Origin of the sequence: Enterococcus sp. AZ050, assembly GCF_051715085.1 — a bacterium.
GTDB lineage: Bacteria > Bacillota > Bacilli > Lactobacillales > Enterococcaceae > Enterococcus > Enterococcus faecalis.
The window spans coordinates 2,735,035-2,755,328 of record NZ_JBIOTC010000001.1; the positions used below are offsets into that span (position 1 = coordinate 2,735,035).

Sequence of the window (20,294 nt, forward strand, 5' to 3'; positions counted from 1 at the left end):
GAAACGCATCGTTTAAAGATATAGCAATAGTATACTTAATTTTTAATGCTTTTACTATTGTTTCAGCTACTTTAAATTTCTCAAGTATTTCTATAATCTGTAAGTTTTTTGAGACTCTTATCAGATATGCTTCTTTTTCTATATTTTATCAGAAAATTCTGGTAACTTTGAAGGTTATAGTTTGTAAAATGGAGGGATCGGTATGAAGAAATTAAAAATGTTAGGATGCGTCGGTTTGCTTTTAGCTTTAACGGCTTGTCAGGCGGGAACGGGAAACTCGGCTGATAGTAACAAAGCAGCGGAACAAAAAATTGCAATTAGTTCTGAAGCGGCTATTTCGACAATGGAACCACACACAGCGGGGGATACGACCTCGACTTTAGTCATGAATCAAGTTTATGAAGGACTCTATGTTTTAGGTAAAGAAGATGAATTAGAGTTGGGGGTCGCTGCCGAAGAACCAGCGATTTCTGAAGATGAAACCGTTTATACATTTAAGATTAGAGAAGATGCCAAATGGTCGAACGATGATCCAGTGACAGCAAATGACTTTGTTTATGCATGGCAACAAGTTGCTTCCCCTAAATCAGGGTCGATTCATCAAGCGTTATTTTTTGATGTCATTAAAAATGCTAAGGAAATTGCTTTAGAAGGCGCAGATGTGAATACTCTTGGGGTTAAGGCGCTAGATGATAAAACGTTAGAAATAACTTTAGAACGGCCCACCCCTTATTTGAAATCATTACTTTCGTTTCCTGTTTTGTTTCCACAAAATGAAAAATATATCAAAGAACAAGGGGATAAATATGCCACTGATGCAGAACATTTGATTTATAATGGTCCTTTTAAATTGAAAGAATGGGATAATGCCTCTTCCGATGACTGGACCTACGAAAAAAATGATACGTATTGGGATGCTGAAAAAGTTAAATTAACAGAAGCGAAAGTTTCAGTAATTAAGAGCCCAACGACAGCGGTGAATTTGTTTGACTCGAATGAATTGGATGTAGTGAATAAGCTAAGTGGTGAATTTATTCCTGGTTATGTTGATAATCCAGCCTTTCTTTCAATTCCTCAATTCGTCACATACTTTTTAAAAATGAACAGTGTTCGTGATGGAAAAGAAAATCCGGCTTTAGCGAACAACAATATTCGTAAAGCGTTGGCACAAGCTTTTGATAAAGAAAGTTTTGTAAAAGAAGTCTTGCAAGATCAATCCACGGCTACAGATCAAGTAATTCCGCCGGGGCAAACGATTGCGCCAGATGGAACAGATTTCACAAAACTAGCTGCTAAGAAAAATAGCTACTTAACCTACGATACAGCGAAAGCAAAAGAATTCTGGGAAAAAGGGAAAAAAGAAATTGGGCTGGATAAAATCAAATTAGAATTTTTAACAGATGATACAGACAGCGCCAAAAAAGCTGCTGAGTTTTTCCAATTTCAATTGGAAGAAAATCTAGATGGATTAGAAGTGAATGTTACTCAAGTTCCTTTTACTATTCGTGTTGATCGTGATCAAACGAGAGACTATGATTTAGAATTATCTGGTTGGGGAACCGATTATCGTGATCCATTAACAGTTATGCGCATCTTTACTTCGGATAGTACCTTGGGCGGCGTAACGTTCAAGAGTGATACGTATGATCAATTAATTCAAGAAACTAGAACAACACATGCGGCTGATCAAGAGGCTCGTTTAAATGACTTTGCTCAAGCACAAGATATTTTGGTGAATCAGGAAACGGTTTTAGCACCAATCTACAATCGAAGCATTTCTGTATTAGCTAATCAAAAAATCAAGGATCTGTATTGGCATTCATTTGGACCTACGTACAGTTTAAAATGGGCTTATGTTAACTAATTGAATGAAGGTAGGAAGGGGTTTGTCATGCTTTTAAAAAACTGTAAATTAGAAACAGGATTTTCTACTGTGAATCAGCGAATTGTTGCGACAGAAACAGCTAGCTATGATATTCGAATTGAAAACGAGGTCTGTACTGCGGTCGCACCGCAGTTAAGGCCTTTAGAGAACGAAACAGTTATCGATGTGAATCAGCAACTCGTTTTACCTGCTCTAAGAGAAATGCATATTCATATTGATAAAACGTATTTTGGGGGACCTTGGAAGGCCTGTCGTCCACTAACGAAAGGAATTTTAACACGTATTGAAGAAGAAACTTGGCTGTTACCTGAACAATTACCAACTAGTTTAGAACGTGCTTGCCAAGTTATTGAGCAGTATATTCAACAAGGCCATTATCATATTCGCAGTCATTGTAATGTAGATCCATCTATTGGAACGAAACATATTGAAATCACTAAAGAAGCATTTAGTCGATATGAACAATACATTACTCATGAAATTGTGGCTTTTCCTCAACACGGATTACTCCGCTCACAAGTCGAACCTTTGATGCGCGAAGCCTTACGCATGGGGGCAACTCATGTCGGCGGCGTTGATCCAGCCCTTGTGGATCGTCATGTGGATCATTCAATTGCAAAAATATTTGAATTAGCTACCACATTTAATAAAAAAATTGATGTTCATTTACACGCCCGTGATACTTTGGGACTTTATGAATTTAATAAATTTGTTGATTATACAGAACAAGCAAAAATGTTTGGCAAAGTTACTTTAAGTCATGCTTTAGCTTTGGGGAGCTTAGAAGAAGCAGCAATTAGAGATGTTGCGCAAAAATTCATCGAAACAGGTATTGATTTGACTTCGACTGTACCGATTGGAATGCCCACCATGCCGATTCCAACCTTGGTTGAACAAGGTGTTAAGATCTCCGTGGCTCATGACAGTTTGACGGATCATTGGTCGCCTTTTGGCAGTGGCAATACAATAGAAAAATTAAATACAGCCGCTCAAAGATTTAAAATTAGCGATGAGTATCGCTTGAATCGTTTATGGGGCTTAGCGAGTAATTTTGTAACGCCTCTTGATCCTAACGGGCAGCGCATTTGGCCAAACGTCGGCGATTCTGCAGATTTCCTACTATTTAATGCTGAGAGCACTGCTCACGTGATTGCACGCCAACAGCCAATCCAACAACTGATACTAAAAGGACAACTGGTTGAAGCCGTTCAAAAGGGGGAAAGAGAATGACAGCATCCATTGTTTATTTGAATAATGTTCGTTTAGAAACTGGTTTTGCTAAAGACCACCACGAATTAACGTATACTAAAACCGCACGCTATACTTTAGCGATTCAAGAAGGCAAAATCCAAGCGATTATTCCGCAAAATCAAGTCACTGAAAAGCAACAAGGCACTGATTTAAACGGACAACTGGCTATTCCCGCTTTTCAAGAGAGCCATAATCACTTAGATAAAACCTACCTTTCATTAGGCTGGCGTGCTAGCCAACCTGTTAAAAATTTAAAAGAGCGTTTAGCAGACGAAGCCAGTGAACTTAAATTGTTAGCTCCGTCAACAGAACAACGAGCGACGGCCATGATTGAAAAATTGATTGGGTATGGAGCCTCTTATATTCGGACACATGTCAACATTGATCCTTATGTAGAACTAGAAAACTTCTGGGGCGTCAAAAGAGCCTTAGAAAAATATGCGCATGTGATTGATTATGATATTGTTGTCTTTCCACAGCATGGATTATTAAAAAATCCCCAAACGGTTTTACTCATGAGAGAAGCTCTAAAAAATGGTGGAACAATGGTTGGTGGTTTAGATCCTGCAGGCATTGATTATGCAATTGAAGAATATTTAGAAACTATTTTCGATCTGGCAGAAGAATTTCAAGTAGGAATCGATATCCACTTGCATGATACGGGGGAAGTGGGTGTTTATACAATTGATAAATTTTTAGACATTTTGGAAGAACGAAAATTTACTCAGCGAACCGCTATCAGTCACGCCTTTGCGCTGCTAGATGTACGTCCAGCAGAAAAAGAAAAACTATACCAACGCTTGGCAACGCATCAAACGGCGATTATGTCTACAATTCCCTATGATCCTCGTTATTTATTGCCACCAATTGATGTGTTACGCCAAGCTGGTGTATCGGTTCATTTAGGTAGTGATGGCTTTTTTGACTCTTGGAGTTCTAATGTTTCAGGTGATTTATTTGAAAAATTACGTAATTTTTGTGAAATGACAGGAAAGATTACAGAAGAGCAACTTACTCAAGCTTACGTCCATGGCTGTGGCAAAGAAGCACCTTTTTCATTTGAAGAAGAACGTCTTTGGTTTACAGAAGGCGACGAAGCAAACTTTATTTTTACAGAAGCAGCTTCTACAGCAGAAGTGATTGCTAGAAAACCACAGAAACGCCAGATTATGTTGAAAGGACAATGGGTTTAACTTGCTTTAAAATTAGGTAGAAATAGAATGTTAAAAAGCCAAACAGAGGACACAGGGTTCAGCTCTGAGCAACGCATAGTGTCAGTCCAGCGGTTACTCGTCACAGTTTAATCCTTATAAAGTGCTTCTGCTCACAACGTGGATCAGCGTTTCAAGTTTGTTTGACTCACTTTAACATAGCACTTTTGCGTATCTTCCTTTATAATAAGACAAAATGAAGGAGATGAACCAAGCATGACTGAACAAACGAGAGAAAACAAAAAAGCAGCCTACGAATTGTGCTTACAACAATTGAGCGGTTTGTTAGAAATAGAAACGGATGCTATTGCAAATTTAGCAAACTCGTCCGCGTTACTTGCACAAACATTACCAGATACCGTTTTTGCTGGGTATTATTTATATAAAGATGAAGAATTAGTTTTGGGGCCTTTTCAAGGGAAAGTCTCTTGTACCAGAATTAAAATGGGCAAAGGTGTCTGTGGTGAGTCCGCGGAAAAACAAGCTACATTGATTGTTGATAACGTGAAGACACACGCCAATTATATTTCTTGTGACTCAGCTGCGATGTCTGAAATCGTTGTACCGATGGTAAAAAATCATCAATTGGTCGGTGTTTTAGATATTGATAGTGGTGTAACAAATAGCTATGATGCGGTTGACCAACTGTATTTGGAAAAATTTGTTACCTTGTTACTAGAAAAATCAGATTTTTAAGCAGACTATTTTTGCTTTCTGACAAATCATGAGAAAATAAAGTATAAAATTTGATCATGAAAGAAGGTGAGTCATTTGTTAGAGCTGTATATAAATTTTAAAGGTGAAGCAAAAGAAGCAATTACGTTCTATGAAGATGTTTTTGATACAAAATGTCAAAATTTAATGACTTTTGGCGAAGCACCTGAAGATCCTGAGCATCCTATAAACGACGAGATAAAGGATTTAGTGATGAACGCAAGTATCATTATTGAAGGAACCTATGTAATGATTTCAGATGTTCCTGATATGTTTGGTTTTGAAGTTACGGAAGGAAATAACCTTTCGCTCGTGGTTAGCACAGATGATGATGAAAAAATTGATCGCTTATTTAAACGATTATCTGAAGGTGGCACTGTTACAATGCCATTATCTGAAACTTTTTGGTCCAAAAAGTATGGTTCCCTAAAAGATCAGTTTGGCATCCATTGGATGTTTAATTATTATGAAGAAAATTAAAATAAAAATCCCCAATCCGTTATTTTCATTGGATTGGGGATTTTTTATTCATGAAAGAATTGCTTCTTAGCGATTTGATACTGCCGTTGCTTTTCTGTCCAAAATTGCTGATCGTTTTCATCAATTTTGCGAATGACTTTTGCTGGATTACCTCCAACAATCGTGTTGGCAGGAACGTCTTTTGTAACCACAGTACCAGCAGCGACAATAGCATTTTTTCCAATTGTAACGCCAGGTAAAATGGTGGCACTTCCGCCAATCCACACGTTATCTTCAACAATAATTGGCGTCCCGAATTCTAATTCTGCAGTTCGAATCGTTGGATCAATTGGATGGCCGGCAGTATAAAAACTAGCACGAGGGCCAACCATGACATTATCACCGAAGATGATTTTGTTTACATCTAAAAAAATGCAATCCATATTTGCATAAAAATTTTCTCCTACCTCAATATGGCGACCGTAATCTACATGGAGGGGTGGGGTGATATATAACTCATTGCCAGTTTTTCCTAATAATTCTTTTTCTAGGGCCACAATTTCTTTCACATTATCGATAGGAAGTTGATTGATTTTTTGAGCTAACACCTTGCCTTTTGTTGATTTGTTTTCGGGTAAAATGGTGGGGGCGTAATATAATTCACCTTTTAACATTTGCATATAATCAAAGTCATTTTGTTTCATGTAAGCGCTCCTTTAGGCTTTTTCTCTATTGTATCAAATCAATACAATAAGTCGAGGAATATGTAAAATAAAAAAGGACAGATAGCAAAATAGCCTTGCTTATCTATCCTTTATCTAAGGTTATCCAATTTTTTTAACTCTCCCGCCAATTTTATCTGCTAATTTTTGTGCTTCTTTTTCAGAGTGGTAAACTAAACAACCTGATTTATCTCGCGTACGTTTACCATCTGCAGTTAAATAGCCATGAAAAAATTTGATTGCATACATAGACATCACCGCCTTTCTAATTGAAAATAGTGTAAATGGAGCGATTAAAAATGTCAAATAATAGAAGTGCTCTTAACCATTCTTATCTTTTTTAGTTCGAAGATAAGCTTGGTTAAGAGCACCATTTCACTTAATAAATTAGTTTGAAACGGGTCGTTGAGTGAAATTCCTGTTCAGGTGAGAGGGTGATAGAACCGAACAACGGAAATCTTTCAGCACCAGGACAGACTTGGGTTTCAAATGTGAGCGCTCCGTGATTGACTAATTTTTGCCCTTGAATATCGGGACCGTTATCAGCAAAATTTGCTGAAAAAATAACAACTGAAGGTTGATCAGTGAACATCTCTAAGGTGATATCTTTAGTAGGACTTTTTAAGATAACATCCGGGTTAATTAAATCATGATTGGTTAAGATGAAAGGGTGATCGAAGCCGTTCATCTTTTGGATTTGTTCATCGTTACTTGAAAAAACCTCAGCTAATTTTTTAGGTTTTTGTAAATCAAAAGCTGTCTGGTCGACGGAAGCTAATTCTCCAAGCGGTAAAACTCTTTCATCAAGCGGGACAAACTTTTGGGCATTTATTTGTAACTCATGCGCATCAATGGGGATTGTAGGATTTCCAGTTAAATTAAAGTAGACATGATTGGTTGGATTAAAAAGTGTTTGTTCATCTGTAGTTGCCTGATACTCAATTTGCCATTCATTTTCTTCAGTCAATGTATACGTGACTGAAACAGTGAGATTTCCAGGAAAACCATTTTCACCAGCAGGACTCTCTAGCCAAAATTTCACAGAAGGATTCGCTTGTGCCTCTTGGATTTCGCTGTGCCATTTTTTACTTTCAAACCCAGGTGTGCCACCGTGAAGTGTTGTTTGAGTAGGAGTATTAATCATCGTTTGATACTTTTTACCCGCTAGTTCAAAGGAGCCATCGGCAATTCGGCCAGCTGTTCGACCAATTGTTGCACCAAAATATAAGTCTTTAGACAAATATTCATCTGCTGAGGGAAAGCCTAGCACGAGTGATCGGGATTCATTTTTTGTAAGAGGAACGTCGAGCGCAACAATTCGCGCACCAAAATCTGTTGCTTTTAAAGTCACACCATTTTTATTCGTCAGTGTGTAAAGAAGCATTCCTTGTCCAAATGATTCAGTTGAAATAGTCAAAATAATCAATCCTTCCTTTAAGTAAATATTTAGTAAATTTAACTTTGTTGTTTAGATTATTTAAATAGTCAAAAAGAAATGCTAAGAAAATAAATCTTTATTTAATTGTATTGTACACGTTTTCAATTGAAATGACAATTAAGAAAATATTAAGTAAACATTTGCAAAAGTTTAGTAAATATTGTACAATTTGTTTACTAGTGAAAGGAGCGATTAGTGATGGAAGAACTGTTAATGAATCGATTTGTAGAAATATTTGGTGAGAAAGGGACAGCCTGTTATTTTGCCCCTGGAAGAATTAATTTGATTGGTGAACATACAGATTACAATGGCGGTCATGTTTTCCCAGCGGCTATTACTTTAGGGACATTTGGTGTGGCAAGAAAAAGAGACGACCAAAAAATTCGGATGTTTTCTGATAATTTTAAAGAGGTTGGTCTCATCGAATTTTCATTAGAAGATTTAACCTATTCAGATTCAGATGATTGGGCAAATTATCCTAAAGGCGTTTTAAATTACTTGATTGAAAGCGGACACAATATTGATTCTGGCTTAGATGTGCTCTTCTACGGTACGATTCCTAATGGTGCTGGCTTGTCTTCTTCTGCTTCTATTGAACTTTTAATGGGAACGATCTGTAATGATTTATATGCTTTACACTGTCCAATGCTTGAATTGGTGCAAATCGGTAAAAAAGTGGAGAATGAATTTATTGGCGTTAATTCAGGAATTATGGACCAATTTGCCGTAGGGATGGGAGAAAAAGATCAAGCTATTCTACTAGATACCAATAATATGCACTATGAAATGGTTCCCGCCAAATTAGGTGAGTATACGATTGTCATTATGAATACTAACAAACGCCGTGAATTAGCAGATTCAAAATATAATGAACGTCGTGCAGAATGCGAAGAAGCCGTTCGTTTGCTTCAAAAAGAGTTATCTATTGAATTTTTAGGTGAATTAGACAGCGAGACATTTGAACAATATCAAGCATTGATTGGAGATCCAGCGTTGATTAAACGAGCGCGTCATGCCGTCACAGAAAATGAACGAACTTTATTGGCAAAACAAGCGCTAACTGAAGGGGATTTGGAAGAATTTGGCTTATTATTAAATGCCTCACATCGTTCGCTAAAAGAAGATTACGAAGTAACTGGCATTGAGTTGGATACCTTAGTGGCTTGTGCGCAAGAACAACCAGGCGTTTTGGGCGCACGGATGACTGGTGCAGGGTTTTGCGGTTGTAGTATTGCTTTGGTACCAAAGCAAAATATAGATGCATTTATTGAAGCTGTTGGCCAGAGTTATCAAGATAAAATTGGCTATGCTGCTGATTTTTATCCTGCATCAATTGATGATGGTGCCAGAAAGTTATTTTAGAAAGGAAGGCTTTAAATGTCTATTTTAGTATTAGGTGGCGCAGGCTACATCGGCTCACATGCCGTCGATCAATTAATTTCAAAAGGCTATGCCGTTGTTGTTGTTGATAATTTATTAACGGGGCATCGTTCAGCAGTTCATGAACAAGCGACTTTCTATGAAGGCGATATTCGTGATAAAGCTTTTTTACGTAGTGTCTTTGAAAAGGAATCAATTGAAGGGGTGTTGCACTTTGCGGCCAATTCTTTAGTAGGAGAATCCGTGGAGAAACCGTTAATGTATTTCAATAACAATGTTCACGGCACTCAAATTGCCTTGGAAGTCATGCAAGAATTCGGAGTGAAACACATTGTTTTTTCTTCCACAGCGGCCACTTATGGCGAACCAAAAGCAATGCCTATTACAGAAGAAACCCCAACGAATCCTAAAAACCCGTATGGGGAAAGTAAATTAATGATGGAAAAAATCATGAAATGGTGCGACAACGCTTATGAAATGAAATATGTTGCTTTGCGTTATTTTAATGTTGCAGGAGCAAAAAAAGATGCCTCAATTGGTGAGGATCACACGCCAGAAACGCATATTGTGCCAATTATTTTACAAGTGGCATTGGGCCAACGAGCAGAGCTAAGTATTTTTGGGGATGATTATGATACACCAGATGGCACGTGCATTCGAGATTATGTTTACATTGAAGACTTGATTGCAGCACATATTTTGGCTTTAGAATACTTGAAAAATGGCGGCGAAAGTGACGTCTTTAACCTGGGTAGCAACAACGGCTATTCTGTTAAAGAAATGTTAGATGCTGCTCGCGAAGTGACAGGTCAAGAAATTCCTGCGACAATCGCCCCACGCCGAGCAGGGGATCCTAGTACGTTAATTGCTTCTAGTGAAAAAGCCAAACGAGTTTTAGGCTGGCAACCAGAAGTAACTGAGGTCAAGGATATTATCGCCACCGCTTGGCAATGGCATGTGAAACATCCTCAAGGCTATAATGAATAGGAGAACATCAGATGATGAAAGAAAGTAGTAAATGGATTGCTGCATTTGTAGAGATAATCATAGAAAATGGCGATTGGACGGAAACAGACCGCTATTATTTGACGAATCGGATTGCCAAACTAGTTGGCTGTGATTTTTTTGAACAACCAGAAGCGGTTGCTTGTGAGCAAGAACCGTTGCGTGTGGTGGAACATCTTTTAAATATTGCACAAGCCAATCACCAAATCGATGACTCAATTACGGAAGCAGAACAACTAGAAGCGGAGTTAATGGATTTTATTACGCCGACCCCAACCATCATTAATCGGAAGTTTATGGATTATTATCAAGAGTCTCCACGAAAAGCAACGGATTATTTTTATCAGTTATGTAAAACGAATAACTACATTAAAACGAAAGCAATCGCCAAAAATATTATTTTCCCAATGGACTCACCCTATGGTAAACTAGAAATTACCATTAACTTATCGAAGCCAGAAAAGGATGCTCGAAAAATTTTGGCTGAAAAGAAAATGAGTCAAAAAAAATATCCAGCGTGTATGTTATGTATGGAGAATGAAGGCTATTATGGTCGTGTGAATTATCCAGCACGGACAAACCATCGGATTATCCGACTAAATTTAGAGGACGAAGCTTGGGGCTTTCAATATTCGCCATATGCTTACTATAATGAGCATGCGATTTTCTTGGACCAACAACATCGAGAAATGAAAATCGAGAAAAAAACGTTCCAGCGGCTCCTTAAAATTACGGAGTTATTCCCTGAATATTTTGTGGGCTCTAATGCAGATTTGCCAATTGTTGGTGGTTCTATTTTATCTCATGATCATTACCAAGCAGGACGTCATACATTTCCAATGGATTTAGCACCAATGGAAAAAAGATTTTCTTTGAAAAAATATCCTGAGATAACTGCGGGTATTTTAAAATGGCCGATGTCTGTGATTCGTCTTCAAAGTGATCATCAAGAGGAACTCGTTGAGGCGGCCGAATTAATTTTGACCAAATGGCGCAATTATTCTGATGAACGAGTCTCAGTTCGGGCCTATTCAGAAGATGGCACACCGCATCATACGATTACGCCAATTGCCCGACGCAAAGGGTCATTATTTGAATTGGATTTAGTTTTACGAGATAATAATGTTTCGGAGGAATTTCCAGATGGCATTTTTCATCCACATCCAGAAGTACAACATATTAAGCAAGAAAATATTGGCTTAATTGAAGTAATGGGACTAGCTATTTTGCCACCAAGGTTGGCACAAGAATTAAGAGAAGTCGAAAAGTATTTATTAAAGCAACCCAATCAAATTGCTGAAAGTCATCGAGCTTGGGCGGATGAACTCAGTCAGCAAACCATCACTGAAGCCAATGTCAAAGAAGTGATCCAACAAGGAATTGGGACAATTTTTGTTCAAATTTTAACAGATGCCGGTGTCTTTAAACGTGACGAAGAAGGCCGTCGTGCTTTTGAACGATTTATTCAATGTATTGAAAATGATTAATTTGAGGTGAGGAACATCGTAACCATTAAAGATATAGCAGAGCAAGTCGGTGTTTCTTCAGCGACAGTTTCGAGAGTTTTGAACTATGATGAAACATTATCAGTTAGTGATGAAACGAAGAAGAAAATATTTGAAACAGCAGAAACGTTAAATTATAAAAAGCGAGCCAGAAAAAAACAAGCAGGCAAAAAGAAAATTCGGTTTGTCCAATGGTTCAGCGATCCAGAAGAACTGGATGATATTTACTATTTATCGATTCGTTTAGGTGTTGAAAAGCGGGCAGAGGAATTGGGTTTTCTTTTAGTCAAAGAATCTCTGACAAACCTGTCTCAAAAAAGATTTGATGGGACAATTGCCCTAGGAAAATTTGATGAAAAGCAAGTGGCGGCCTTAGCCGCCTTAGGCGCACCTCTTCTATTTGTAGACTTTGATGCAATGGCTTTTGGCCAAAACTCCATTGTTGTTGATTTTGCTGGAAGTGTTAAAACAATTGTGCAAGAATTTTTGGCGCAAGGGCATCAGAAAATCGGTATGCTTTCTGGGCAAGAATATACGAAAGAGTCCCGCGTGGCATTGGTTGATCCACGTTTTGTCGCTTTTAAAGAAACCTTAAAAGATTTGGACCTTTATCATCAAGAATGGGTTGTCGAAGCAGCTTTTTCTGTTGAAGAAGGCTATCAAGCGATGAAAGACTTTATTGAAAAAGCGGACACTCGTCCAACCGCTTTTTTCGCTGCAAGTGATACGTTGGCAATTGGTGCGATGCGGGCGTTACAAGAAGCAGCCATTCGTGTGCCAGAAGATATTTCTATCATTGGTTTTAATGATATTAGTGTCGCAAAATATGTTTCACCCACATTAACAACAGTCAAAGTTCATACTGAATGGATGGGTGAGCTAGCCGTTGAGACAATGAAAGAGTTATGCTTGAATACCCCACCAGTTCCTAGAAAAATTATTGTCGGAACGGAATTCATTCAGCGAGATTCAACGAAACATTCATCAAAATAACAGCAAAACTTGGAGAGTTTTTTCCAAGTTTTTTGCTCTTTTCTGCTGGTTTTCAACAATCAAGAAAATGGAGGGAAACAGATGCAACCGAAATTAATTATTTTACGTGGTAATTCTGGTAGTGGTAAAACAACGATAGCTAACGCGCTTCATCAGTGTCTTAAAGAACAATCGTTATTGATTTCTCAAGATGTGGTGCGCAGAGAAATGCTTCGTGTTAAAGATGAAACAGTCTTTTGGACGTAAGTCGAAACGACTTACCTTCTTAGACTTGAATCTTAAGATAAACGGCGGGAGAGGAGCAGCTTCTTCGGAAATAAGCCGAAATTCCTCGAAAGACGAAAAGCATCTTTCGGAAATTTATTCTTATTTCTTGAAGCTAAACACTCCTGTCCCGACCTCTGGCTTTTGGTTATCAAGAATGCCAGTATGTGATTGTTGAAGGGATTTTTCAAAAAGCCATTTATCATTCCTTTTTTCAGGAAATAATCCATCTCTTTGAAGGAAACGTTCAGGTTTATTATTTTGATATTTCTTTTGAAGAAACGTTGAAAAGACATAGCCAGAGAAACAAGAATCAAGAATTTGGTGTCGTGGAAATGAAACGTTGGTGGCTACCAGAAGATTATTTAGGGCTTGCGGGAGAACAGCGGTTATCTGAACAACTGTCTGAAAAGCAGATTATCAGGCAAATTTTAGCAGATATTCAGTAGTAAGTGCTGCGCTTTTTAGAGAAATGGATGTTGTGGTATGATAAAAAAGAAGGAGTGGTTTCAATGGATTACCAAGAACGATTAAAAAATTTACCACCTGAAGTCATGACAGCTTTTTCAGAATCATTTATTTTTTTAATCAGTAACGATAAAGTTCAACATTTTCCTGCACGAGACTTAACGCAAGCTGAAATGATTCAACGAGTGAAAGAGAAATTAGGTGAAGCGGTGACGTGGTCCTTATGGCAAGGGTTCGTTATTGCTGTTAATTCAGAAAAAACATGTGTTGCTGTTTTGCCCAAATATCATCAACTCGATGGTTTTTGAAAATGAATAAGGGAGCGAAGAATTATTCGCTTCGTTTTATAAAATGAAAACGCTTTTCGGGAGGGAATGCTAATGTCTGAGCTAGTGGTTATTAGAGAAATGCAAGAGAAAGATATCTTAGCGCTGGATACTCAATTTGTCCAACAAGGTTGGCCAAGTCGCCAAGAGATTGTAATGAACTATTTAGAAGAACAATTAGTCAAGCAACGAACGGTTTTTGTGGCGGAGAAAAAGGCAACGCTGTTAGGTTATGTGACGTTACTGCCATTAGCTAAGGAAGGACCTTTTAAAAATTTATATCCTGAAATAGCTGATTTCAATGTATTCTTGCCATTTCAAAAACAAGGAGTGGGGCGGTTATTATTAAATCGTGCAGAAAATGTTGCCAAAAGTTATGCAGATACTGTTTCCTTGGGAGTAGGCTTGCATCCTGGTTATGGTGCAGCGCAAAGATTATATATCAAACAAGGATATGTGCCAGATGGTTCAGGAGTTTGGTTTCAAAATAAGCAGCTGAAACCAAACGAACGGTGTGTTAATGATGATGAGTTAGTTCTTTATTTATCGAAAAAACTATAGCAATTGTCAATCAATAATGGAGGAATAATCGTGGTTCATCAATTATTAGCTCAAATGGAAAATGGATATATGAAAATAATAAAAGAAAATTTAGTTGGAATATATCTTCATGGTTCTTATGCTTTTGGAACCTATTGTCATTCAGTAAGTGATTTGGATGTACTGATTGTGGTTTATGAAAAGCTTACTATTGATGAGAAGAAACAATTATTAGATTATACAATTAATATTTTAGATAAGTGGGCACCAAAAAAAGGGATAGAATTCCATGTGCTACAATTAAAAGATACAATAAATTTGAGTTATCCGATTCCCTTCGATTTACATTTTTCTCCGATACATCGTTCCAGATATCTGACTAATAAAAATAAATATATTGAAGATATGATGGGATACGATGAGGATCTAGTGGCACATCTTATGATTACAAAATTATATGGAAAAGTACTCGTAGGAAAACCGATTGATTCCGTTTTTGGCTGGATAGATCAAAAGAAATATTTTGAAAGCATTGTAGCTGATGTGAAAGAGGCAAAAAAAGAAATTGTTCAACAACCTATGTACGTTATTTTAAATCTGTGTAGAGTAATGGCGTTTAAGCAAGAGAATAAAATTTTATCAAAAAGGGCTGGCGGGGAATGGGGCCTAGTACATTTTCCTACTAATTATCATTCGCTGATACAACTAGCTTTAAAAGAGTATCGAGGCGAAACAGTTTTGTTAGAGCAATACAATGATTCAGAATTAAATGATTTTGCGGATATTACGCTTTCGTTATTATTTAAGTAAGAATGTAAAGGAGGGTGTTACCCTTGATTAGAAAAATGAAGCCAACAGATGCAGCGGCGTTAACTATCATTAATAAAGAACAATTGGGCTATGAAGTTCCCGTTGACGTGACCTGTAAACAGATTGAGAAATTACTACTAGCCAGTGACAGAGAGTTTTTATATGTTTATGAAGAAACGAAGACAGGCAAGATTTTAGGCTATGTGCATGCGCAACTGTATGAAACAATTTATTCCCAAACGTTATTGAACGTTCTGGGATTAGCAGTGGCAAAAGAAGCAGAAGGCCGTGGAATTGGCAAACAATTAATGATGAACCTAGAAACGGAAGCTAAAAAGTATAACTTGTCTGCGATTCGCTTAAATTCAGGGGAACAGCGTACAGCAGCACATCAATTTTATGAACACATTGGCTATGTTTCTGATAAAAAACAAAAGCGATTCATTAAATACTTGGATACTTAAGTTATGTCTTTAAAAAATAACAATTTCCTTTAAAAAAATAAGTAAAAACTAGTGAAATTTTCAGTGAATTAGTGTAAAATGTATCTCAATGACTCAACGAGTGTTTCAGCCGAAACACTGTCAAAGAAAGTACATACAAAGAAACAGAAATAGCCATTTTTGATGGCTGTTTTTTTATGGAGGAGGCAAATTATGACGAAAAAAAATAGTATGATGTACTTAGCAATTTCTAACTTATTTCTTGTTTTTCTAGGCGTAGGCCTAGTCATTCCCGTAATTCCCCAATTAAAAGAAGAAATGCATTTTTCTGGTACCACAATGGGAATGATGATTTCTATTTTTGCGATTGCCCAATTAATCACATCGCCAATCGCAGGTGTCCTTTCGGATAAAATTGGTCGGAAAAAAATGATTGCGACGGGCATGTTGGTTTTTTCAATTTCTGAGTTATTATTTGGTTTAGCCCAAGCGAAAAGCGGTTTTTATATTTCTCGTGGTTTAGGTGGGATTGCCGCCGCTTTATTAATGCCGTCAGTGACAGCCTTTGTGGCAGATATGACCACGATTTCTGAACGTCCGAAAGCGATGGGACTTGTGTCAGCTGCAATTAGTGGTGGTTTTATTATCGGACCAGGAGTTGGTGGTTTTATTGCTTATTTAGGTATTCGCGCTCCATTTTTTGCGGCCGCATTTTTAGCGTTTATTGGTTTTATTTTGACATTAACTGTTTTGAAGGAGCCAGAGAAACGAATTTTAGCCGCTGTTGAAGCGAAAAAAGGTTCATTTATGGATATTTTAAGAAATCCAATGTTTACCTCATTATTTGTGATTATCTTAATTTCCTCTTTTGGCCTGCAAGCGTTCGAATCTATTTATAGTATTATGGCGACTATTAATTTTGGCTTTACCACAAGTGAAATAGCAATCGTGATTACGGTTAGTGGTATTTTAGCGTTGATTTGTCAGTTGTTTTTCTTTGATGCAATCGTCCAAAAAATAGGTGAAATGGGTTTAATCCAATTAACCTTTTTTGCAAGTGCCATTTTTATTGCCGTGATTGCCTTTACAAAAAATAATTTAGTTGTTGTATTTTCAACGTTTATTGTCTTTTTAGCGTTTGACTTGTTTAGACCAGCAGTAACTACTTATTTATCCAAACATGCTGGAGATCAACAAGGAACCATCAACGGTCTAAATTCGACATTTACAAGTTTTGGTAATATTTTAGGACCAATGGCAGCAGGAGCTTTATTTGATATCAATCACTTTTTCCCTTATTATGTTTCAGCAGTAATTCTGTTAGGAACGGGCTTTTTATCATTATTTTTAAATCGAAATAAGATGTAAAAGAAAAAATAAGTATTTGGAATATAAAAATTCCGAATACTTATTTTTTTTGATCACCAACCGTTCTTGAAAAAAAACAAAAAAATAAACAGTGTTCGCTTGATTAATCGAACGTTTGTTCGTATAATGGTTTTGCAAGTGAGGTGATGTTTGTGAAATTTGATTATGAAAAAGAACCTAGTCGCGATATTCTTTGTATTGATTGCAAAAGTTTTTACGCTAGTGTAGAATGCGCAGAACGTGGGTTAGATCCGTTGAAAACGATGTTAGTAGTGATGAGTAATGCCGAAAATGCGGGGGGATTAGTTTTATCAGCATCGCCAATGGCAAAAAAAGTTTTAGGTGTTTCAAATGTTACGCGTAAAAATCAAGTGCCCGCTCATCCTGATTTATATGTGGTTCCGCCACGAATGAATTTGTACATGAAAAAAAATCAAGAAATCAATAATTTATATAAAAAGTTTGTCGCAGATGAAGATCACTCTGTGTTTAGTGTAGATGAATCATTTCTTGATGTAACGGCTTCTTTAAGTTATTTTCATTGTGAAACCGCCTATAAGATGGCTCGGATTATCCAAAGAGTCGTTTATAATCATGTGGGTATTTATGTGACCGTTGGGATAGGGGACAATCCGTTACTGGCTAAATTGGCGTTGGACAATGGTGCAAACATTCGCCAGATTTTATTGCAGAATGGCGGTATGATCGTGTACCAGATACTGTCTGGCAGTTGCCTTCTTTGACAGATTTTTGTGGGATTGGTCGCAGAATGGCTAAACGACTGAATCGTTTAGGAATTGATTCTGTATATGAGTTAGCGCAAGCGAATCCGCATCTTTTACAAGAAACATTTGGCGTGATGGGGCTTCAATTGTATGCTCATTCATGGGGGATTGATCGTACTTTTTTAGGGAAAAAAGCACCACATAAAGCTGAAAAATCATTTGGAAATAGTCAGATTTTACCGAGAGATTATGCGCGAAGAGATCAGATTGAACTAGTCTTAAAGGAACTGACAGAACAAGTGGCTGCTCGTTTAAGAAAAGCGCATTGTCAAACGGAATGTATCACAGTCTACGTTGGTTATTCCAAAGGTCAAATTGACCGTGAAGGACGAACTGGTTGGCGAAAACAACAAACGATTCCTGCAACAAACAATACAAAAGTTTTGATCACCTATGTATTAGCCCTTTTTAGAGAACATTATCTAGCGGGAACCGATGTCCGGCAATTAGGGCTTTCATATGGGAAATTAGTTTGGAATGAATCTTTACAATTAGATTTATTTTCGGAACCAGAAGAGCAAATTAGTGAAATGGAGTTAAACTATCTGATTGATAAAATCCGACAAAAATTTGGCTTTCAAGCTTTAATCCACGCCTCTTCTTTGTTGGAAGGCGCGACGGCAATTCATCGTTCAGGATTAGTCGGTGGACATGCTGGAGGAAATGTCGGTTTAGGAGGATAACATCATGAAACGAACAAAAAAAGAATTTACACCTTATAATGAGTACCATGATCGGCCCTTTGAACTGAAATGGGCGACCGCTTTTGCATTGGGGGAGTTACAAGAAGGAATCGAAGCTTCTGACGAATATTCTAAGAGAGCGTTTGAACGCTTACCGCAACAGACAACAGAAGAAATTGAAGAATACTTAGAGCAGTCTTTAAAAAATAACCAGGTTTTAGAAATCCAATTGAATACATTGGATGATTATGGCCGTGTTCAACCGCCAATTGTTGGTGTTTTTGAAGGGATGAGTTCAATGGAGTATGCAAAAGTTGGACATACACATATTTTATTTGAAGAGATTCGGCATATTAAAAGTCATGAGTTTACAAAGTGGTCGAGCCTTGATTAAAAAACTATTGTTATACGTGCGTTTTGTGAAAACATATGAGATAATGTTCATGGGTAATAGAAATAAAAATTATGGAGGTGGCTAGGATGGGACATCATTTAAAAGGACACCATGGCAAAAAAACAAACGCAAATGGCGGCTTTTTAACAAAGTTATTGGCAGGCGGCGCCTTAGTGGGCGTAGGAAAAAAGTTATACGACAATCGTGAAAAAATTAAAGAGCTGTTAAGTGACGACAAAGAAAAAAGCAACGACACTGAAAACAAATAAAGGACTGGATTGACAGAATGGTAAAAGATGCAGCGTATATTATTGAAGAGATTACCACGATTTTAGAGGGAACCTATTTTGTGATAACCAAGAAAGCGAATAAGCGCCGCATGTGTTTACATGTTTCGGATACCGCGAAAGAATTTTTACGTTGTCGACTGGAGTATGAAACATTCTTAGAGCAACAGTTTGATTATGCCACAATGTTTTTAGAAACATGTACGGAAGATGTTTCTGTTGAAATTCAAACGGGACTACTTGAAGAAACAAATTATCAAGCATTAACCGTGGAAAAATTACAACAGATAGCCACTAAAATGTAACACAGCTGTTGTGTTAGTTTTGATTCTTAATTTGGTTAAGGAGGCGGATAAAATGTCAGTATATCAACATATTTTGGTTGCTCTTGATGGCTCAGATCAATCTGAAAAAGCTTTTCATGAAGCTGTCAGGATTGCCAAAGAGGAACAAGCCACTCTTTATTTAGCTACAATTATTAATGATGCTGAATTTACGACGAGTCCATTTTCTTTTGAAGAATTGTATGATTTAGAAAAACACAAGTCAGAAGAGATGCTCACTGGAAAGGCAAAACAAGCGAGTGAAATTGGTGTAAAAACAGTCAAAAAAATTGTTGAACTTGGGAGCCCAAAACGTTATCTTGCCAATACGATTTCTGAAAATTATACCATAGATTTAATTGTGCTAGGTGCCACGGGAAGAGGTGCTATTCAACGAACCTTGATTGGTTCTACTACAGATTATGTGGTTAACCATGCTTTGTGCAATGTCTTAGTCGTTCGCTAATTGTGAGTAAATAATCAAGGGAACAATGTTTTATCGGGACGTTTTTTTAAATTAAACGAGAGGTGAGTTTATGAAAACAAAAATCGGAAAAACAGTTATCTTGTCAGCGTTTTTATTCACAAGTTTCCTTTTACTGAGTGGTTGTACCTCGGCTGGCGAAGAGATGGAAAAAACAATTGATCGACAGAAAGAAAAAGTCGATAAAACGGTCGATAAGCAGAAACATAAAAATGAAAATTCCATGGAAAGTTACGACGAAAAAGTTGACCGTTCTTTAGATAGTCAAGAAGACAAAATCGATACTACTGAGTAACGGGAAAGCTTTCAACTATCGGCTAGTAAATAAATAATATACAAAAGGGAGCATCCACTGCAGTTATTTCTCACAGCGGATCCTCTCTTTTGTGGTTAAAAAGAAAAAGTTAACTGCTCCCCAACAGTTAACTTTTAATCATGTTGCACATAGTTAAAACACTCTATATATCATTTATATCATTTGAAACGGGTAGTGTAAAAAGAAATCTCTTGAAAAGAGTCTCCATTTATAGGGAAGATTTCCCATAAAAAAGAGAAA

At 37.2% G+C, this 20,294-nt stretch carries 22 protein-coding genes and 3 pseudogenes; 22 read left to right on the plus strand and 3 right to left on the minus strand.

Annotated elements, in window-relative coordinates; translation table 11 throughout:
* Positions 1-202: 202 nt before the first annotated feature.
* The 5 genes from IGJ04_RS13495 (at position 203) to IGJ04_RS13515 (ending at position 5,541) form a co-directional block, all read left to right on the plus strand.
* The gene (locus tag IGJ04_RS13495; RefSeq protein ID WP_002406993.1) at positions 203-1,864 is read left to right on the plus strand and encodes a peptide ABC transporter substrate-binding protein; all 1,662 of its coding nucleotides are present in this window, start codon (positions 203-205) and stop codon (positions 1,862-1,864) included.
* Positions 1,865-3,115, plus strand: coding sequence for an amidohydrolase family protein (locus IGJ04_RS13500; RefSeq protein WP_002406992.1), 1,251 nt, complete (start codon positions 1,865-1,867; stop codon positions 3,113-3,115).
* Positions 3,112-4,329: an amidohydrolase gene (locus IGJ04_RS13505; protein WP_438709701.1), complete on the plus strand. Its 1,218-nt coding sequence runs from the start codon at positions 3,112-3,114 to the stop codon at positions 4,327-4,329. Before IGJ04_RS13500 ends, IGJ04_RS13505 begins: the two co-directional genes overlap by 4 nt.
* 234 nt (positions 4,330-4,563) lie before the next feature.
* The gene (locus tag IGJ04_RS13510) at positions 4,564-5,043 is read left to right on the plus strand and encodes a GAF domain-containing protein (protein ID WP_002360627.1); all 480 of its coding nucleotides are present in this window, start codon (positions 4,564-4,566) and stop codon (positions 5,041-5,043) included.
* 66 nt (positions 5,044-5,109) lie between these two features.
* Positions 5,110-5,541 (plus strand): VOC family protein, encoded by a 432-nt coding sequence (locus tag IGJ04_RS13515; protein ID WP_002395025.1) that lies wholly within the window; start codon positions 5,110-5,112, stop codon positions 5,539-5,541.
* 44 nt (positions 5,542-5,585) lie between these two features.
* On the opposite strand, the gene IGJ04_RS13520 is transcribed toward IGJ04_RS13515, so the two are convergent.
* The 3 genes from IGJ04_RS13520 to galM form a co-directional block, all read right to left on the minus strand.
* Positions 5,586-6,224 carry a sugar O-acetyltransferase gene (locus IGJ04_RS13520; protein ID WP_156235262.1) on the minus strand — a complete coding sequence of 213 codons (639 nt, stop codon included), beginning with the start codon at positions 6,222-6,224 and terminating at the stop codon, positions 5,586-5,588.
* A gap of 120 nt (positions 6,225-6,344) precedes the next feature.
* A complete protein-coding gene (locus IGJ04_RS13525; RefSeq protein WP_002384758.1) occupies positions 6,345-6,491 on the minus strand; it encodes a hypothetical protein in 147 nt (48 codons plus the stop codon).
* 130 nt (positions 6,492-6,621) lie between these two features.
* On the minus strand, positions 6,622-7,626 hold the full coding sequence (gene galM, locus IGJ04_RS13530) for a galactose-1-epimerase (protein WP_002399811.1): 1,005 nt from the start codon (positions 7,624-7,626) through the stop codon (positions 6,622-6,624).
* Between the two features lie 252 nt (positions 7,627-7,878).
* Here galM and IGJ04_RS13535 point away from each other — a divergent pair, with 252 nt between their 5' ends.
* The 17 genes and pseudogenes from IGJ04_RS13535 to IGJ04_RS13615 all read left to right on the plus strand — a co-directional run bounded on the left by IGJ04_RS13535 (position 7,879) and on the right by IGJ04_RS13615 (position 20,033).
* Positions 7,879-9,042, plus strand: coding sequence for a galactokinase (locus tag IGJ04_RS13535; protein WP_438840292.1), 1,164 nt, complete (start codon positions 7,879-7,881; stop codon positions 9,040-9,042).
* A gap of 15 nt (positions 9,043-9,057) precedes the next feature.
* Entirely contained in the window at positions 9,058-10,047 is a 990-nt protein-coding gene (gene galE / locus IGJ04_RS13540) for a UDP-glucose 4-epimerase GalE (protein ID WP_002379301.1), read from the plus strand.
* Between the two features lie 14 nt (positions 10,048-10,061).
* Positions 10,062-11,552 (plus strand): UDP-glucose--hexose-1-phosphate uridylyltransferase, encoded by a 1,491-nt coding sequence (galT, locus tag IGJ04_RS13545; protein WP_002360623.1) that lies wholly within the window; start codon positions 10,062-10,064, stop codon positions 11,550-11,552.
* Positions 11,553-11,558: 6 nt separating this feature from the next.
* Positions 11,559-12,563: a LacI family DNA-binding transcriptional regulator gene (locus tag IGJ04_RS13550; RefSeq protein WP_002360622.1), complete on the plus strand. Its 1,005-nt coding sequence runs from the start codon at positions 11,559-11,561 to the stop codon at positions 12,561-12,563.
* Positions 12,564-12,572: 9 nt separating this feature from the next.
* Positions 12,573-12,798: pseudogene (locus tag IGJ04_RS13555) on the plus strand (AAA family ATPase); the annotation flags it as partial.
* A 160-nt stretch (positions 12,799-12,958) separates the two neighbouring features.
* A pseudogene (locus tag IGJ04_RS13560) lies at positions 12,959-13,276 on the plus strand (hypothetical protein); the annotation flags it as partial.
* A gap of 27 nt (positions 13,277-13,303) precedes the next feature.
* Positions 13,304-13,603, plus strand: a complete 300-nt coding sequence (locus IGJ04_RS13565; RefSeq protein ID WP_002384750.1) for a hypothetical protein — start codon at positions 13,304-13,306, stop codon at positions 13,601-13,603.
* A 66-nt stretch (positions 13,604-13,669) separates the two neighbouring features.
* Positions 13,670-14,182 carry a GNAT family N-acetyltransferase gene (locus IGJ04_RS13570; protein ID WP_002407075.1) on the plus strand — a complete coding sequence of 171 codons (513 nt, stop codon included), beginning with the start codon at positions 13,670-13,672 and terminating at the stop codon, positions 14,180-14,182.
* 30 nt (positions 14,183-14,212) lie between these two features.
* Positions 14,213-14,971, plus strand: a complete 759-nt coding sequence (locus tag IGJ04_RS13575; protein ID WP_002386017.1) for an aminoglycoside adenylyltransferase domain-containing protein — start codon at positions 14,213-14,215, stop codon at positions 14,969-14,971.
* A 23-nt stretch (positions 14,972-14,994) separates the two neighbouring features.
* Positions 14,995-15,435 carry a GNAT family N-acetyltransferase gene (locus IGJ04_RS13580; protein ID WP_002413534.1) on the plus strand — a complete coding sequence of 147 codons (441 nt, stop codon included), beginning with the start codon at positions 14,995-14,997 and terminating at the stop codon, positions 15,433-15,435.
* A 192-nt stretch (positions 15,436-15,627) separates the two neighbouring features.
* Positions 15,628-16,782, plus strand: coding sequence for a multidrug efflux MFS transporter EmeA (emeA, locus tag IGJ04_RS13585; RefSeq protein WP_002358140.1), 1,155 nt, complete (start codon positions 15,628-15,630; stop codon positions 16,780-16,782).
* Positions 16,783-16,928: 146 nt separating this feature from the next.
* Positions 16,929-18,250 (plus strand): annotated as a pseudogene (locus IGJ04_RS13590) (Y-family DNA polymerase).
* A gap of 4 nt (positions 18,251-18,254) precedes the next feature.
* Positions 18,255-18,644, plus strand: a complete 390-nt coding sequence (locus IGJ04_RS13595) for a hypothetical protein (protein WP_002407077.1) — start codon at positions 18,255-18,257, stop codon at positions 18,642-18,644.
* Positions 18,645-18,715: 71 nt separating this feature from the next.
* Complete coding sequence (locus IGJ04_RS13600; RefSeq protein WP_002360617.1) at positions 18,716-18,913, plus strand: hypothetical protein; 198 nt, start codon at positions 18,716-18,718, stop codon at positions 18,911-18,913.
* A gap of 17 nt (positions 18,914-18,930) precedes the next feature.
* Positions 18,931-19,236: a hypothetical protein gene (locus IGJ04_RS13605; protein ID WP_002358136.1), complete on the plus strand. Its 306-nt coding sequence runs from the start codon at positions 18,931-18,933 to the stop codon at positions 19,234-19,236.
* Positions 19,237-19,288: 52 nt separating this feature from the next.
* Positions 19,289-19,720 (plus strand): universal stress protein, encoded by a 432-nt coding sequence (locus IGJ04_RS13610; RefSeq protein ID WP_163401983.1) that lies wholly within the window; start codon positions 19,289-19,291, stop codon positions 19,718-19,720.
* A 70-nt stretch (positions 19,721-19,790) separates the two neighbouring features.
* Positions 19,791-20,033, plus strand: coding sequence for a hypothetical protein (locus IGJ04_RS13615; protein ID WP_002358134.1), 243 nt, complete (start codon positions 19,791-19,793; stop codon positions 20,031-20,033).
* The last annotated feature ends 261 nt before the right edge of the window (positions 20,034-20,294 follow it).

Bases quoted from the DNA above. Each gene is read 5' to 3' on its own strand.
- IGJ04_RS13615 (WP_002358134.1), top strand. From the start codon at position 19,791: ATGAAAACAAAAATCGGAAAAACAGTTATCTTGTCAGCGTTTTTATTC.
- galE (WP_002379301.1), top strand. From the start codon at position 9,058: ATGTCTATTTTAGTATTAGGTGGCGCAGGCTACATCGGCTCACATGCC.
- IGJ04_RS13510 (WP_002360627.1), top strand. From the start codon at position 4,564: ATGACTGAACAAACGAGAGAAAACAAAAAAGCAGCCTACGAATTGTGC.
- IGJ04_RS13605 (WP_002358136.1), top strand. From the start codon at position 18,931: ATGGTAAAAGATGCAGCGTATATTATTGAAGAGATTACCACGATTTTA.
- IGJ04_RS13535 (WP_438840292.1), top strand. From the start codon at position 7,879: ATGGAAGAACTGTTAATGAATCGATTTGTAGAAATATTTGGTGAGAAA.
- IGJ04_RS13570 (WP_002407075.1), top strand. From the start codon at position 13,670: ATGCTAATGTCTGAGCTAGTGGTTATTAGAGAAATGCAAGAGAAAGAT.
- IGJ04_RS13610 (WP_163401983.1), top strand. From the start codon at position 19,289: ATGTCAGTATATCAACATATTTTGGTTGCTCTTGATGGCTCAGATCAA.
- IGJ04_RS13495 (WP_002406993.1), top strand. From the start codon at position 203: ATGAAGAAATTAAAAATGTTAGGATGCGTCGGTTTGCTTTTAGCTTTA.
- IGJ04_RS13520 (WP_156235262.1), bottom strand. From the start codon at position 6,224: ATGAAACAAAATGACTTTGATTATATGCAAATGTTAAAAGGTGAATTA.
- galT (WP_002360623.1), top strand. From the start codon at position 10,062: ATGAAAGAAAGTAGTAAATGGATTGCTGCATTTGTAGAGATAATCATA.
- galM (WP_002399811.1), bottom strand. From the start codon at position 7,626: ATGCTTCTTTACACACTGACGAATAAAAATGGTGTGACTTTAAAAGCA.
- IGJ04_RS13595 (WP_002407077.1), top strand. From the start codon at position 18,255: ATGAAACGAACAAAAAAAGAATTTACACCTTATAATGAGTACCATGAT.
- IGJ04_RS13525 (WP_002384758.1), bottom strand. From the start codon at position 6,491: ATGTATGCAATCAAATTTTTTCATGGCTATTTAACTGCAGATGGTAAA.
- emeA (WP_002358140.1), top strand. From the start codon at position 15,628: ATGACGAAAAAAAATAGTATGATGTACTTAGCAATTTCTAACTTATTT.
- IGJ04_RS13565 (WP_002384750.1), top strand. From the start codon at position 13,304: ATGTTGTGGTATGATAAAAAAGAAGGAGTGGTTTCAATGGATTACCAA.
- IGJ04_RS13505 (WP_438709701.1), top strand. From the start codon at position 3,112: ATGACAGCATCCATTGTTTATTTGAATAATGTTCGTTTAGAAACTGGT.
- IGJ04_RS13600 (WP_002360617.1), top strand. From the start codon at position 18,716: ATGGAGGTGGCTAGGATGGGACATCATTTAAAAGGACACCATGGCAAA.